This is a genomic window from uncultured Veillonella sp. (assembly GCF_934190855.1).
Lineage (GTDB): Bacteria > Bacillota > Negativicutes > Veillonellales > Veillonellaceae > Veillonella.
The window spans coordinates 12,292-27,169 of record NZ_CAKPTN010000001.1 but is presented as its reverse complement, the minus strand read 5'-3'; the positions used below and the strand labels follow the sequence as shown (position 1 = coordinate 27,169).

16 protein-coding genes are annotated in these 14,878 nt (G+C 42.1%); all 16 read right to left on the bottom strand.

Annotated features, from left to right (window positions below; all coding sequences use genetic code 11):
- Positions 1–247 precede the first annotated feature (247 nt).
- The 16 genes from Q0F90_RS00135 to Q0F90_RS00060 all read right to left on the bottom strand — a co-directional run bounded on the left by Q0F90_RS00135 (position 248) and on the right by Q0F90_RS00060 (position 14,873).
- A complete protein-coding gene (locus tag Q0F90_RS00135) occupies positions 248–4,504 on the bottom strand; it encodes an acyl-CoA dehydratase activase-related protein (RefSeq protein ID WP_296001832.1) in 4,257 nt (1,418 codons plus the stop codon).
- A 435-nt stretch (positions 4,505–4,939) separates the two neighbouring features.
- Positions 4,940–6,058 carry a 1-propanol dehydrogenase PduQ gene (locus tag Q0F90_RS00130; RefSeq protein WP_296001830.1) on the bottom strand — a complete coding sequence of 373 codons (1,119 nt, stop codon included), beginning with the start codon at positions 6,056–6,058 and terminating at the stop codon, positions 4,940–4,942.
- An 11-nt stretch (positions 6,059–6,069) separates the two neighbouring features.
- A complete protein-coding gene (locus Q0F90_RS00125; protein WP_296001827.1) occupies positions 6,070–7,503 on the bottom strand; it encodes an aldehyde dehydrogenase family protein in 1,434 nt (477 codons plus the stop codon).
- Between the two features lie 128 nt (positions 7,504–7,631).
- On the bottom strand, positions 7,632–7,898 hold the full coding sequence (locus tag Q0F90_RS00120; protein WP_024066335.1) for a EutN/CcmL family microcompartment protein: 267 nt from the start codon (positions 7,896–7,898) through the stop codon (positions 7,632–7,634).
- Entirely contained in the window at positions 7,885–8,388 is a 504-nt protein-coding gene (pduM, locus tag Q0F90_RS00115) for a PduM family microcompartment protein (protein ID WP_296001824.1), read from the bottom strand. The genes Q0F90_RS00120 and pduM overlap by 14 nt, the downstream gene beginning before the upstream one ends.
- Positions 8,378–9,217, bottom strand: coding sequence for an ethanolamine utilization protein EutJ (gene eutJ, locus Q0F90_RS00110; protein ID WP_274204193.1), 840 nt, complete (start codon positions 9,215–9,217; stop codon positions 8,378–8,380). The genes pduM and eutJ overlap by 11 nt, the downstream gene beginning before the upstream one ends.
- 10 nt (positions 9,218–9,227) lie before the next feature.
- Positions 9,228–9,848 (bottom strand): phosphate propanoyltransferase, encoded by a 621-nt coding sequence (pduL, locus tag Q0F90_RS00105; RefSeq protein WP_296001820.1) that lies wholly within the window; start codon positions 9,846–9,848, stop codon positions 9,228–9,230.
- A 6-nt stretch (positions 9,849–9,854) separates the two neighbouring features.
- Positions 9,855–10,130: a propanediol utilization microcompartment protein PduA gene (gene pduA / locus Q0F90_RS00100; protein ID WP_005385294.1), complete on the bottom strand. Its 276-nt coding sequence runs from the start codon at positions 10,128–10,130 to the stop codon at positions 9,855–9,857.
- Between the two features lie 32 nt (positions 10,131–10,162).
- Entirely contained in the window at positions 10,163–10,705 is a 543-nt protein-coding gene (locus tag Q0F90_RS00095; protein ID WP_296001817.1) for a BMC domain-containing protein, read from the bottom strand.
- Between the two features lie 59 nt (positions 10,706–10,764).
- Positions 10,765–10,956 (bottom strand): hypothetical protein, encoded by a 192-nt coding sequence (locus tag Q0F90_RS00090; protein ID WP_105098105.1) that lies wholly within the window; start codon positions 10,954–10,956, stop codon positions 10,765–10,767.
- A 90-nt stretch (positions 10,957–11,046) separates the two neighbouring features.
- Positions 11,047–11,898: a propanediol utilization microcompartment protein PduB gene (pduB, locus tag Q0F90_RS00085; RefSeq protein WP_296001813.1), complete on the bottom strand. Its 852-nt coding sequence runs from the start codon at positions 11,896–11,898 to the stop codon at positions 11,047–11,049.
- Between the two features lie 2 nt (positions 11,899–11,900).
- Positions 11,901–12,182, bottom strand: coding sequence for a propanediol utilization microcompartment protein PduA (pduA, locus tag Q0F90_RS00080; protein ID WP_059364808.1), 282 nt, complete (start codon positions 12,180–12,182; stop codon positions 11,901–11,903).
- Between the two features lie 44 nt (positions 12,183–12,226).
- Positions 12,227–13,234 (bottom strand): nicotinate-nucleotide--dimethylbenzimidazole phosphoribosyltransferase, encoded by a 1,008-nt coding sequence (locus Q0F90_RS00075; RefSeq protein ID WP_296001809.1) that lies wholly within the window; start codon positions 13,232–13,234, stop codon positions 12,227–12,229.
- 18 nt (positions 13,235–13,252) lie between these two features.
- Positions 13,253–13,693 carry a EutP/PduV family microcompartment system protein gene (locus Q0F90_RS00070; protein ID WP_296001807.1) on the bottom strand — a complete coding sequence of 147 codons (441 nt, stop codon included), beginning with the start codon at positions 13,691–13,693 and terminating at the stop codon, positions 13,253–13,255.
- 13 nt (positions 13,694–13,706) lie between these two features.
- The gene (eutS, locus tag Q0F90_RS00065) at positions 13,707–14,069 is read right to left on the bottom strand and encodes an ethanolamine utilization microcompartment protein EutS (protein ID WP_008602338.1); all 363 of its coding nucleotides are present in this window, start codon (positions 14,067–14,069) and stop codon (positions 13,707–13,709) included.
- Positions 14,070–14,150: 81 nt separating this feature from the next.
- A complete protein-coding gene (locus tag Q0F90_RS00060) occupies positions 14,151–14,873 on the bottom strand; it encodes an MIP/aquaporin family protein (RefSeq protein WP_296001804.1) in 723 nt (240 codons plus the stop codon).
- Positions 14,874–14,878: the final 5 nt, after the last annotated feature.

Sequence of the window (14,878 nt, the reverse complement as noted above, 5' to 3'; positions counted from 1 at the left end):
GGGCCCCATTATAAATGTAAGCCTCCTTATGACGGATTAAGTAATAGCACTTTTCCCTTCCCCCATCTGCACTAGTTATATTTTCAATGGGAGATCTTCATAAATAGCGTATATAGAAAAGAACAAAGTCCTCTCTGCAGCGATTTTACGGAGCGTAGCGACGTACTGAGCCAAGAGAGGACTTTGTTTTTTCTATACTAGTGATATGTAGTTGTAATGGGGCCCCATTGAAAATATAACAGAGCTCTTATTCAAACATTGTCGATAGTAGTAGTTTCAATCTATTTGCTTGGTTTACCGCACTGGATCCTGGATCGTAGTCGATGGCAGCAATGCGCACGTCTGGATAAGCCGCAGATAGGGTTTTAACCATACCTTTACCTGTTACGTGGTTTGGCAAGCAGCCGAATGGTTGCAAGCATACGATTTGTTTGGCCCCTTTTTCGATGAGGTCAATCATATCACCTGTGAGGAACCAGCCTTCACCGCATTGGTTACCAAGGCCGATAAATTGAGCTGCTTCTTTTGCCACTTCTGTCATACGTTGTAGTGGGTCAAAGTTTTTAGACGCCGCTACTGCTTTAGCGTATGGCAAGCGGTATAGTTCAAGGGCTTCACGAGCCAGTGTACCAAAGAAGCCAGATAGCCATGTACCATCAAGGTGTTTCGCACGGTATGTGCTGTCCATTGCACAGTACAAGAAGAAGTCTAATAAGCCAGATGTAACGACTTCGCCCCCTTCTTTTTCAATGAGTTCATTGATATGGTTGTTCGCACTAGGATGGAATTTAACGTAAATTTCCCCTACTACACCAACGCGAGGTTTTTGTACGTCTTTATTGACTGGCAAGTTATCAAAGTCATGGATAATTTCTTTGATGTACTTGTTGTACTGGCGAAGACTTGCAGATGTAATGTTTTCACGAAGCTTTTTAAGCCAGTAATCACATAATGCATCGGTAGAGCCAGGGTTCTTTTCGTATGGCCGTGTCGCCAATACGCATTGCATAATAGCATCACCGTATACAACGGCTTGAATCATGCGATGCAAGAAGCCTTTAGTCAATTTAAAGCCTGGTTGACGTTCCATATCACTTGCATTGAGGGATAGGATTGGTACTTGTTTCATACCAGCATCAATCAATGCTTTTCGCAAGTAACCGATATAGTTCGTCGCACGACAGCCACCACCCGTTTGAGAGATGATAACAGCCGTTTTTTCTACGTCGTATTTACCAGATAGCAAGGCCGCCATGAGCTGACCTACAACGATAATAGCTGGGTAACATGCATCATTATTGATGTATTTTAGGCCCACTTCGATATCGTCACGGGTAGGCGCTGGCAACATTTCAAAGTCATAGCCTTCGTTTTTGAGGACCGGCTCTAAGAGGCTAAAATGCAATGGTGACATTTGGGGCACCAAGATTTTATAAGTCTTACGCATTTCCTCAGTGAACACCACACGATTGTAATCGTACGTTGGTAATTGTTCCACTACCACTTCTTCCGGTGCCTCTGGGTTATTATGACGACGCAAGCTACGTTCCATTACAGATTGTAAGGAGCGCAGACGAATCGTAACGGCCCCAAGGTTTGTACCTTCGTCAATTTTGAGTAAGGTATGGATTTTATGATTTGCTGAAAGTATATCTTTTACCTGATCCGCAACGATAGAGTCGAGACCACAACCGAAGGAGTTAAGCTCTACAATTTGGAAGCCTTCTGTTCTACTTACGAATTCAGCAGCACGGTATAGACGGCTATGGTAGGACCATTGGTCTACAACGCGCAAGTGTTTGATATCGTTACCGAGAGGTGCTACACCATCTTCAGTAAGAACAGCCATTCCAAGTGAAGTAATGAGCTCAGGAATACCGTGGTTGATACCAGAGTCTAAATGATATGGACGACCAGCTAAAACGATAGTCGGAATTTGTTCTGCCACAAGGCGAGATACAGTTTTCTTCGTCGTTTCACGGTAAGAAGCTTTACAGTTTTCTTGCTCTTCCCAAGCGAGGTCTACAGCCTTAGCAATCTCTTTCTTCTTGAGATCCAAGAAGTCCAATGCTTTCACAAGGGCCGGAACAAGAGATTTTTTATCAGCCAACGGCAAGAACGGCGCATGGAATGGAGTATCCCCTAGTACGTCTTGCATGTTGTTTTTAATTAATTCTGGATAGGAAATAACCATTGGGCAATGGTAGTTGTTGTCACGGCTAAATTCCTTAGGACCATGTTGCACACAAGGGTACCAAACAAAGTCTACCTGTGCATTCGCCAAGTCGCGAATATGACCATGTACAGCCTTTGCTGGATAGCAAGCCGTATCGGATGGGATCGTATCGATAGCCTTATTGTATTGGTCCTTTGTAGTGTAATCAGAAAGGATTACTTCATAGCCCAAGGTATTGAAGAATGTGAACCAGAACGGGAAATCCTCGTACATGTTGAGGACGCGAGGAATACCTACGCGCATTTTACCTTCAAACTCTGGAATATTTTTCTTTAAGTAATAGTCGAAGTAGCGACGTAATTTTACATCTACTAAGTTAGGAACTGCTTTGCGCTCCTCTTGAATCATACCACCTGCACCGCGGTCACAACGATTGCCCGTTACATAGGTACGACCATCGGAGAATGCATTGATTGTAAGCATACAGTTATTGGAGCAAAGGCCGCAATTGCGCATTGTCGTAGATACTTGTAAAGAGTTAAGACCTTCACTATCTAGCAATGTACTATTACCTTTTTGCAACTCTTCAGCTGTTTCGGCAGCAAGAAGAGCCATACCGTATGCACCCATCAAGCCAGATACGTCAGGACGAATTACTTCTACACCCATCAATTTCTCGAAGGCGCGCAATACAGATTCATTATAGAACGTACCGCCTTGTACAACGATATGATCGCCCAATTCTTTAGGATCTTTTACCTTAAGAACCTTGTAAAGGGCATTTTTGATGACAGAATAAGCAAGACCTGCTGCGATATCTTGTACCGTAGCACCTTCTTTTTGAGCCTGCTTAACCTTAGAGTTCATAAATACAGTACAACGAGAGCCTAAGTCGATTGGCAAGGTTGCCAACAAACCTTCCTTCGCAAATTGGTCGATAGGAATGCGTAAGCCAGATGCGAATGTATCGATGAAAGAACCGCAACCAGAGGAGCACGCTTCATTCAATACGATATCTTCGATGTAGCCATCGCGAACCTTACAGCATTTCATATCTTGACCGCCGATGTCCAAGATAAAGGATACATCAGGGCAGAAGTAGCGAGCCGCACGATAGTGAGCCATCGTTTCTACCTCACCGATATCGATGCCGAGGGCACGTTTAAGAAAGGCTTCGCCGTAGCCAGTTACGCCAGAGTGCGCAATATACGCACCTTTAGGCAATAATGTGTAAATTTGCTCGATAATTTCACGAGATTTTTCTAATGGTTTACCATGGTTAGGACCATAGTGAGAGAAGATAATTTCCTTATTGCTGTTGATGAGCACTACTTTTAACGTAGTAGAACCAGCATCAATACCAAGGTAGCAAGGACCTTGAGCATCTTCGATGTTTGCCTTTGGCGTTACCGCCTTAGCATGACGAGCTCGGAATTCTTCTAATTCTTGTTCATTTTTAAATAGCGGATCTACACGGTCTGTAGCTTCCATAGGAATACCGATAAGAGCACCGATTTCCTTTGTCAATTGACCAACCGTAATCTCACGGCATTCATCTTTCATCAATGCCGCCCCTAAAGCGATGAATAATTCACCATTCTCAGGGATAATGCGTTGAGACTCTTCCAGCTCTAATGTGTCACAGAAGCATTGGCGTAATTCGGACAAGAATGTCAACGGGCCGCCAAGGAATGCCACATTACCTTCGATTTTATGGCCGCATGCGAGGCCTGCAATCGTTTGGTTTACGATAGCTTGGAATACGGATTTAGCAATGTTTTCATGGGATGCACCTTGATTTAACAAGGCTTGAACGTCGGTTTTTGCAAACACGCCACAACGTGCCGCAATCGGATAAATTGTATCAGAATTCATAGCCAATTGGTTAAGACCAGATGCATCAGTTTGCAACAAGGTCGCCATTTGGTCGATGAAAGCGCCTGTACCACCAGCACAGGAACCATTCATACGGTGTTCTGCAGTTTGACCCAAGTAAGTAACCTTCGCATCCTCACCACCTAGTTCGATGATAACGTCTGTTTCTGGATAGAGTGCTTTTACAGCTCGCGTTTCAGCAATAACCTCTTGTACGAATGGAATGCGCACCTTTTCAGCCATCGCCATACCACCAGAACCAGTGATACATACATGAACTAGATCATCTTCATGGCCCGCTTGAGCCTCTTGGAGCAAGGTATATACTGTGTCCAAAATGTTCGCATAATGGCGTACGTATTTCTTATACAAATAATTATCGTGTTCGTCCAATAGTACAACTTTAACCGTTGTAGACCCCACGTCAATACCCATGCGTAGCATGTGCTGCATAAATACCTCTCTTTTTAACAACCGTATGACCACCTAAGCGATCACACTCGTTTTTGTGAAAGTAGCACATCATAAAATACCGTATACGATGCACTAAACATCTAACTTGTAAAACTCAAAATTAGATGAGGATATTATACTTTCACGAAAATATCTAAATTTTTAAATATCCTACTTATATTATACAACAAAAGCAGTTAAAATCTAAGCTTTCCATATTCCAAAGAGTTATAAAGAATATACTTAATTTTGAATTGCAATGTTATATTTCCTATAGGATGTAAAGAATATTATAACACTTTACTATAAAAAAAGATGTATCTAACAGTACTTAAATAAACTGATAACAGTCATATAAAAATAAGAAAAAAGACTTCAATGAAATCATCAAAGTCTCTTTTCAAAACATTATGTTAATATCGGTTTTATATGGATTTACAGCACTTTTTTATATAAGCTAATCAAGTCATCATGGTTAGCAGGATATGGATTGAATCTATAGCACATATCTTCTAGTGCTCTATCTGCCATAAGGTCGAGCTTAGATTCCGATACAGCTTTATCTACACCAAAGGCTGTCAGATTCATTGGACAATTTAATGTATGTTGCAATGTAACTATAGCCTCTATAAGAGCAGCTAATTTATCCGCCTCTGATGCATTATGGGTTGCAAAGCCAAGTTTAGCAGATAAACGGGCATACTTCTCCGCTACCGCCGGATTGCGGGAGCAGTTAAAGCCGATTACATATGGTAAGAGCATACTATTTGCTAAACCATGAGGCACATGGAATTGTCCGCCCAATTGATGTGCCATAGCATGAACAATACCTAAGCCAGCCCGATTAAAGGAAAGCCCTGCTAGACATGATGCTTCGTGCATAGACATGCGGTCATGCTCTGTAGCTGTTGGTTTATGACATTTTGGTAAGTACCCAAAGACAAGCTCAATCGCCTGTTGAGCCAATGCATCAGTAAAATTATTTGCCGCCGTTGCCACATAGGCTTCAAGAGCGTGAACAAGTACATCCATACCACTAAAAGCAGTAACATTAGGTGGAGATGTTTTTACAAATAATGGCGTTAATAAAGCTTCATCAGGTAATACCGCATCATCTACAAGAGGATACTTAATTTGTGTTTCGCTATCAGTAAGAACAGCAAAAGAGGTTACTTCAGATCCTGTGCCGCTAGTAGTAGGAACTGCAATAAAGGATTTGATATCCATATGCTTTAATTTACGACCAAAATAAGCAATCCCTTTGCTCATATCAATGCAAGAGCCACCACCTATGGCAATGATGACGGAGGGCTTAATACCTTCCATAAATTCAATACCTTTTACTACATGAGTTATGGGTGGGTCAGGTACTACATCAGTATAGATGGTTACCTTATTTTTACTGTCCATTAATCCCATCACATAGGTAAGGCTTGGTGAATCCTTCAAAAATGGATCACATATGATAAGGATGGATTCATTATTAAATTCTGTAAGACGATTCAACGAATCTGGTCCTGCATAAATTTGGGTTGGAAAAGTCCATTTATTCATATGCTCACCACCTATCGAATATTAAATCCTGTTGTTAAGCAACATCTACGACGACGTGCAAAGCAGCGCGCTGATGTAGTAGATTCCCCAGTAGGTGTAGCAATTGTAAAGGTTGTCGTACCTTCACCACTAAAACCAAGCCCTGCATAGGATGGACCATTCTTAACAAAAATAGATGTTTTCATCTTACGGGCCATCCGATTGAGGCGTTCCATATTCAAAGAATGCATGGTTGCCGTATGATGTAAGCCCGCTTCTAACATCAAGCATACATCGAGACCTTCATCAAAGCTATCTACCGTTACAACCGGTAGAATAGGCATTAACATTTCAATCACTGCAAATGGATGGTCTTTTGGTGTACGCATGATGATCAATCGTGGATCACCGTTGTACGGGATATGTGCCGCACCAAGAATGACGCTTGCATTCTTACCGACAAACTTTTTATTTGGTGTCCCATTCGGTAACACTGTTAAATCTACGAGTCGTTGAATATCTTGTTGATTATCAACGAGGACACATCCTGCTTTCACCATTTCTTGAACTAGTTGTGTCTCAATTTGGCGCATAGCAACGACGCTCTTTTCAGCGATACATAGAATATTATTATCGAGGCTAGCACCGAGGACGATATCTTGAGCTGCCTTTTTAATATCTGCCGTTTCATCTACAAAGGCTGGTGGATTACCAGCACCAGCACCAATAACCTTTTTACCACTTTGAAGCGCTTGTTTTACTACACCAGGACCACCAGTAACAACTAATAGACTCACATCTGGGTGCAACATCATCTCTTGAGCAGACTCAATAGATGGCTCACGAAGTGTGACGATTAGGTTTTCAATGCCAATCGACTTAGCGATGATTTGGTTAAGTTCACTAACTAGCAACCGACTTAGATGCTTAGCACCAGGATGCACACTAAAGAATACGGCATTCCCTGCTGCTAGCATACCGATTGTATTACATATCAACGTTTCTGCTGGATTTGTACTTGGTGTAATAGCACCGATGACACCATAGGCAGACAATTCATATAATGTCATGCCGTTGTCACCAGTTTCACACTCTGTAACGAGATCTTCTACACCCGGTGTTTTATCGAGTGTAAGGTTTAATTTCAATACTTTATCTGCAACGCGACCCATTCCTGTTTCTTCAACAGTTTTTTGAGCCAACTCTTGTACTCGTGGGCGCATAGCAGCACGGATATCTGCTATTACCTTTTCACGGGTTGCCAAGGTGCAATCTTCAAAGCGCGCTTGCGCTGCTTTTGCTGCTCGAATAGCCTCATCAACAGTATCAAATACACCTGGTTCAACTTGACCTCTAGGCGCTTGTTTAAAAGGTTGTGATGAGGCTGCTTCTTGCTTTTGCCCCTGTAATACATCTATAACCATGGAGCGGATCATTTCTTTCAACTGTGTATTGTTTTCCATCATGAACCTCCATATAGGTTGCATTGCTGATGCAATGACCATGTCAACTAACGGTGTACACAATCAAGGATACATTCATGATGTGACACAATAACTAGGTTTAACTCTGGCACCAGCTATTTCCTATACAATTATTTTTCAAAACTATCAATAATACCCACAATAGCGCAATCTACTGCGGTGCCTTTATCATCTTCGAAAATATGCCGTGCCGATGAGCCTCGAGTTAGAAGCACATATTCACCTTCACCAGCACATACTGTATCGACGGCGATTTCTATGCGCCCCGTCAACTCTTGTTCTCCATCGAGAATGTCCACCATCATCAGTTTCATTCCCTTTAGAGATTCATGCTTTTGAGTAGATACGATACTACCCACTACTTTACCGACTTGCATACTTCTCGTTCCCTTCAATTATTGTGATATGTAAGCGCTCAATTTCATCTCGAGCAGCCATGGTAAACCGTTGTCCCCTATATATGACGATAACAGACTGACTTTCACAAGATCTTATAAAAGAGGCCGTTATCCAACCTTGATGGCTGGCATATATAGGACGACCAAATTTATCTAGAAATTTGATAGGCCAGTCTAGAATGACTGATGGATTCATCAACGAGGTCACCGGAACTGCTAGGCGTATTGTTACCTCGCAGTCATAGGCCAATGCACGGTGCAAACAGGCTATCCAAGGCACCAATGTATCGCTCATTAACTCTCGTATATGACCATAATCTATACCAGTAAAAGAAATGAGTTGATTCTGCAACAATATATGCTCATCATAACTAGTGTTCTCCGTGACCATAAAGGTTGCAGTGGATGTCATGCGCTTTTCTAGGCGTTCTAGCACCAGTTTAACTAATGCATCCATATTAAGGCTCACTTCCCATGGCAATCCCTAAGGGCGTTACAAATTCAGGATATAGAGGCTTATGAACAGGTAATCCTATATATTGACTAAAAGTCTTTGTAAACTCCTCAAAATTAGAAGCACCGCCCACAACTACTATAGGGGTTCCTTTTTCATAACCACCCTCTTGCAACGCGCGCTTAGAAATGGCTGCCATTTTTTCAACTACGGGCCGTATGGTTGCATATACATCGCGTTTGTTTGCTTCATTCCGTTTATAAGCCTCTGCCTCAGGAATAGAGATACCATAAGCCCCGCTAATAACAAGGTTCATATGGGTACCCCCTGTCGGCTCATCTACGGTATATACAACTCGGCCATCCTTCAAAATGCTTATGCCTGTAGTACCACCACCGACGTCGATAACAGCGCCATCGGTAATGCCTAGCACATTAGCAGCAGCGGTAGGTTCGTCTAGAATACAAGTCACTTCAAAACCGGCGCTTTCTAGAACGTGACCTACAACATCTTTATTCTTGCCTATCGTTCCAGGTGGAACAGCTGCTGCGGCATATACAAGTTCTGTGCCTAAGGCTGCTTCTGCCTTAGCCTTTAACGCTCGCGTAATTGTAACAGCCCCCACATAGTCAACTACAAGGCCATCTCGAATAGACTCATTGTATTCAAAGGCGCCATATATAGGTTTGCCTTTATCGTTTACTACGGATAGGACAATAGATGATGTGCCAAGGTCAATGCCTACACGCAAATTCTTTTGATTATGAGAGCTCACTTGTTTAGACTCTACAAGATCAGAGAACTCTTGCAATGTATTATTTGCCTTTTTCAAACCTTTCATCATATCACCTACTTTACTGTACAATTCTCGCCATCACTGTACCTTGTACATTGGCAGCATTTGCCTCATCTGTATCAATGTGAAGTTCTAGGACAAAACCAGGTACGGCCCGAACGATGACATCACCAAACACAGTGGTGCGTTCTAGCGTTTGAAGTTCAACATTAACGCTATCGCCATCGTTTACATTAAGCCGTTTTGCATCATCCGGCGACATATGAATATGTCGTTTTGCAGCGATACAAATAGGTTTCGTGATCTCCCCGTTTTCAGTACATAGAGTAATCTCTACGGCTGATTCTAAATGACCAGATAGCACAATAGGAGGCTTTATGCCTAATGTACGAGCATCGGTCAACGATACCTCCACTTGTGACTGTTTTCTAAGAGGGCCTAGTACGCGGACATTTTGAATGACCCCTTTAGGCCCCACTAAGGTAACGGTTTGTTCTGAAGCAAACTCTCCAGTTTGCTTTAAGTCACTTTTCTTAGTAATAGCCTGATTCGGGAATAATACATCCCAGTCCGCCTGACATAGATGGACATGTCTATTGCTCACACCTACGGGAATGGACGATTCGAACATGGCTTCGATCACTTCTCGTACGATAGCACGAATCTGTTCCCGATCCATAAGCTATTATCCTTTCTTAGGTAGGATTAATTCTACGTCGCTATGAGGGCGTGGAATTACATGAGTAGATACTACTTCGCCAACTTTTTGTGCTGCTGCACAGCCTGCATCAACCGCCGCTTTTACAGCGCCAACATCACCGCGAACCATTACAGTTACAAGACCGGAACCAATTTTTTCAGTACCTTCTAATGTAACGTTAGCTGCTTTTACCATTGCATCAGCCGCTTCAATTGCGCCTACTAAACCTTTTGTTTCTACCATGCCTAATGCGTTATTCATGATAATCTCCTTTATTGCTTCTTACCTTTACATTATTTCTTTTTAGTGCTTTTTTTCGGTGTAGCTTTTTTCGTTACTGCCTTCTTGGAATCCTTCGGATCAACAATGGTAGAAACGATTTCATTCAACACCTTTACAGCTTTTTCATCGAGAGAAGACTTCTTTTCTTCATTCTCGGCTTTACCATTTTCCTTAGAACCATGTTTAACATCGTCGTTACCGTCTTTGTTAGGTTCTTCTTTAACTACTTCTTTTACTGGCTCTATTTCAACAGATAGCTTAGCTGGCTGTTCTTTAAAGTCCTCATTGAAAGCTTCTACAAGGCCTTCTGCTGGACGAGGAATTACCTTATGCGCTACATATAGATTCATTCCCGTAGTGATAGCAACGCCTGTTTGAACGGCTGCATCTACAGCGGCTACATCGCCAGCTACTTTAACAGTCATCCACCCAGAGCCTTTAGCCTTTTCAATGCCTACTAGCCTTACATTGGCAGCCTTAACCATTGCATCTGATGCGGTAATAGCCCCCAATAACCCAGCCACCTCAAGCAATCCTAGCGACTCTTTCACCATGCCACCTCCCGTCTAATACTTGGATGATTCGCTCTCTGGATTCATGCATTCCTATAATGCTAGCTACGTTGCATATCTACTAACATTTGACGAATCAAATCTTTTAACTCTGGCTCTTGAGGCTCTGATTTTAGATCTGCTTTTGGTTCTTCTTTTGGTTGAACTTGAGCAGGTTCCTCTTTGAGCATTCCTACTTCATCCATTATGTCCATAATGATAGCCCGTAACATTTGTTCATTTAGTTCTGCCATTATGAATCCTCCTATTCACATTGTGAAAGTATCATCTATTCCATCATGACGATTACAGTTATTTAAGTATACAATCCAATGATCAACACATTAGATTATATAGGACTCACCTATATTTTCAGTTGTACTACCCATTGTACTAAGTAATGTAATCCCTACTTCTCTAGCTACCTTAACGGCTTGTTTAACAGCCCCTGAATCGCCACAAATTTGTAAAATTACTTCGTTAGACATAGATGAGCTCGATGGTGATTGATAGCCTACCACATCTACATTAGCTGATTTAACTGCTGTATCTGCCATAACTACACCAATAGCTGCTGGGGCTCCAACGATCAAGCCAAAGGCTTTACCTTCTGGTGTTCCAAAGGCAGTCACTAATGCTTCTCCTGCGCGCGCTGTATATTGAACTTCCACATGACCTGCTTCATTCATATATACTTCCCCGAAAGTACGTTCTAATTCACGTAATGCTACCTCTACAGAACGTCTTACATCGGATACGTCATCGCCGCCGAATATAATGAGGGAACCAGAACCGGCACCACCTTTCATATCTCTGGCGAATTCAATGCTAACAATCTCTGTATTCGTTGCTTTTACAGCTTCATCAGCGGCCATGATTTGCGGTCCTGCACCTGTACGTGAACCTAAGATACCGATAGATCGATATGACTTAGTGAGCTTCATAGCTTCTAATACTTGACTGTCTACATTGGCAATAACGAGACCTACTGTATCACCTGTAGTAGTGCTACCTACGTGTTCAGTAATTACAGATATTTGTAGTTGAGCTGCATTAGAGGTACGTACAGCTGACGAGCTACTATTAGAAGATACCTTACTTGCTGCACCAGCAGTTATATTTCCTAAATTAGCGCCGTCAATACGCATCAATACGCGTTTTAAAATCTCATCTACCATACTTTTAGTATCGGCCATAGTTATTCACCCTTTGTTGGTAAAATACCTTCCACATCTCTATGTGGTCTTGGAATTACATGAGTAGAGATAACAACACCTACGCGTTCTGCAGCGGCTGCACCTGCATCTACGGCAGCTTTTACAGCACCTACATCACCGCGAACCATAACAGTAACGAGACCAGAGCCAATTTTTTCATTGCCCACTAGTTCCACATTAGCTGCTTTAAGCATTGCATCAGCTGCTTCAATAGCGCCTACTAGGCCCTTAGTTTCCACCATACCTAATGCTTCTTGTGTCATCTGTTTTCTCTCCTTTTACAAAACATAGTACAAAGATTACAAATTTATTTTTCTAATAATTCCACCATAGTCCCTATATTCATAAAGGCAAAATGTGCAGTTTTAAGTAGTTGTACCATCAGTACAGCTCCTGTACCTTCCCCCAATGCCATCTGACCATGGATAGGAACTTCATCAAGACGTATATTTGCATACGCTAATGCTGCGGCCATTCCTACTTCACGAGAATAATGAGATGGAATGCCATACAATGGCGCATCACCATTCATTTGAGTGGCACAAGCCATCGCTACCGCTGTAATATACCCATCAATAACGAATGGGATATGTAAATCTGTACAAGCTACCATCGCACCTGTAATTGCGGCTATATCAAAGCCACCAACGCGACTAATAACATCCTTTGGTGTATTGAGATGCCCTTTATGATGAGCCAGTGCAGTCTGTACAAATTCACGTTTTTGATTCATATACGCTTCGTCATCGGGACCAGATCCAGGTCCTACAGTTATGCGTGGGTCTAATTTTGTGAGCCCGCTTAACACGGCTGCTGATGTGGTAGTATTACCAACGCCCATTTCACCGAAGGAAAATAGATTAATTCCTGATTCCGCATAGTACACAACGCGGTTGTAACCAGCTTGGTATGCTAAATCAAATTCTTCGCCGCTCATAGCGGCACCATGTAAAATATTTTTCGTACCTTGACTAACTTTTCGGTCTATCCCGATGCCTTTAGGACACGCAATACCAACATCTACCACTTCGTAAGGAATATGGTTAAAGATACAGTAATTGGCAACTGCACTTTTACCATCAATCATGTTTTGAGACTGTTTACGAGTGATTTCATAGTTATAACCGATTAGTCCGTCTACGGAGATTCCGTTATCTGCAGAAAAGATGATATGTTGTACATGAATCTCAGGCCGAATTTCTTGCCAAGCGAGACACATTTTTTTGAAATATCGCTCCCATAGACCTAAGCTTTTTGGAATGATCGCCTTGTTTAAAATAAATTGGTTGAGTTGTTCTTCAAAACCTCTGTCCATGGAAAAACCTTCTTTCAACTAACTATATATGTAGTCACATAAACGTTTCAACGATGCTTGATCGTGAACGGATATTTCAAAAATCTCAGAGGCTCCCGCTAATTTTAGATTGCGACGAGGTGCCTCCACATCTTTTCCCGTATCAACTTTTGATACAACACCAATAACCTTGCGATTTAACGAATTCCCAAAGCTTGGTGGGAATATGGTTGTTTCATCGCCTGCAGGAATCATGAAAATCACTATATCCGCATCATAGGCGTGCAAGATAATGCCTCGATAGTAATTAGGATTTTCCATATATTCTCCAGGGGTATCAATAAAATTGCCCACACGAGTTATGGCTTGTGTTTTGTGATACGTTGCAGAGCCATGAGTAATCGTATCTGCCAATGTGGTCTTACCACATCCGCTGCGCCCTACGAGAAGGATGCGTTTTTCTTTCTGTTCGGTACTCATAATTACCCTTTCATTAGGATCTAGTTAAATCCGTTGGGAAGAATCCTAATATGCGTTGCAATCCTTCAATAACGCTCTGCAATGCCGATTCAACAGCAGATACATCTCCTGTTATGAGAAGTGCCCCCGAAAATCTGTCGATGAAACCGATTTCAATGTCACCAGACTTACTTGCAATATCGGCTGCAATAATGGTCCCTTCGCCAGGTGTTATGGTAAGAATCCCAATGGCATTGCGTCCTTTTTCTTCAAGCCCCATTTTTCTAAATAAATCGGGCTTAGGATTAGCAATAACATGGGCTATCGTAACCTGCTTTCCGGGTACAAATTCTTGAATGATGCGTTGTTTTGCATCAATTACCTCTTGAAAGGCCATATAATCTCCTCCTAATACAAATTATGTGTTTCATTTAGTGGCAAAGGACTGTAAATACTAGTCGTTCAGTACAGTTTTCTCTTAAGGTGCCACTAATTTGAAGAATACTACAGCTAAGCCTGCCCCAATCAACGGACCAACGATTGGGACCCAAGCATATTGCCAATTTGCCGTTCCCTTGTTAGGAATTGGCAAAATAGTATATGCCAAACGAGGTCCAAAGTCACGAGCTGGATTTAATGCATAACCTGTAGTTGCACCAAAGGACATACCGATGGATGCAATGAGAATACCGATAACCACTGGAGCTAAACCATCTACCATCTTGCCTAAGCAAAGGATTGCTAGAATGAGCATAAAGGTAGCAATGATTTCAGAAATCAAATTGCAAGGTTTATGATCAATAGCTGGACCAGTTGCAAAGATACCTACGCAGTTACCTTCATCAGGACCGGTCTCCTTGAAGTGCGGATAATAAAATACCGCTGCGATAGTAGCACCAACAAAAGCGCCGGCAATTTGAGCGATAGACATTGGAATTACTTGTTCCCATGGGAAGATACCTGCTACAGCGAGAGCAAAGGTAACGGCAGGGTTCAAATGACCAGGTCCACCTAGTGTAATTCCTACATACACACCGAAGGTTACCGCAAAAGCCCATCCAAAAATAATGTGTAACCAGTTAGTACCAAAGATACCAACGATAGTTTTCTTTAATAAAATCGATGCATTTGTACTGTTACCAAATGCAAGTAAAACGGCTGTACCAACAAACTCACTAATATACATTTGCGTTACGTCCATTGTTT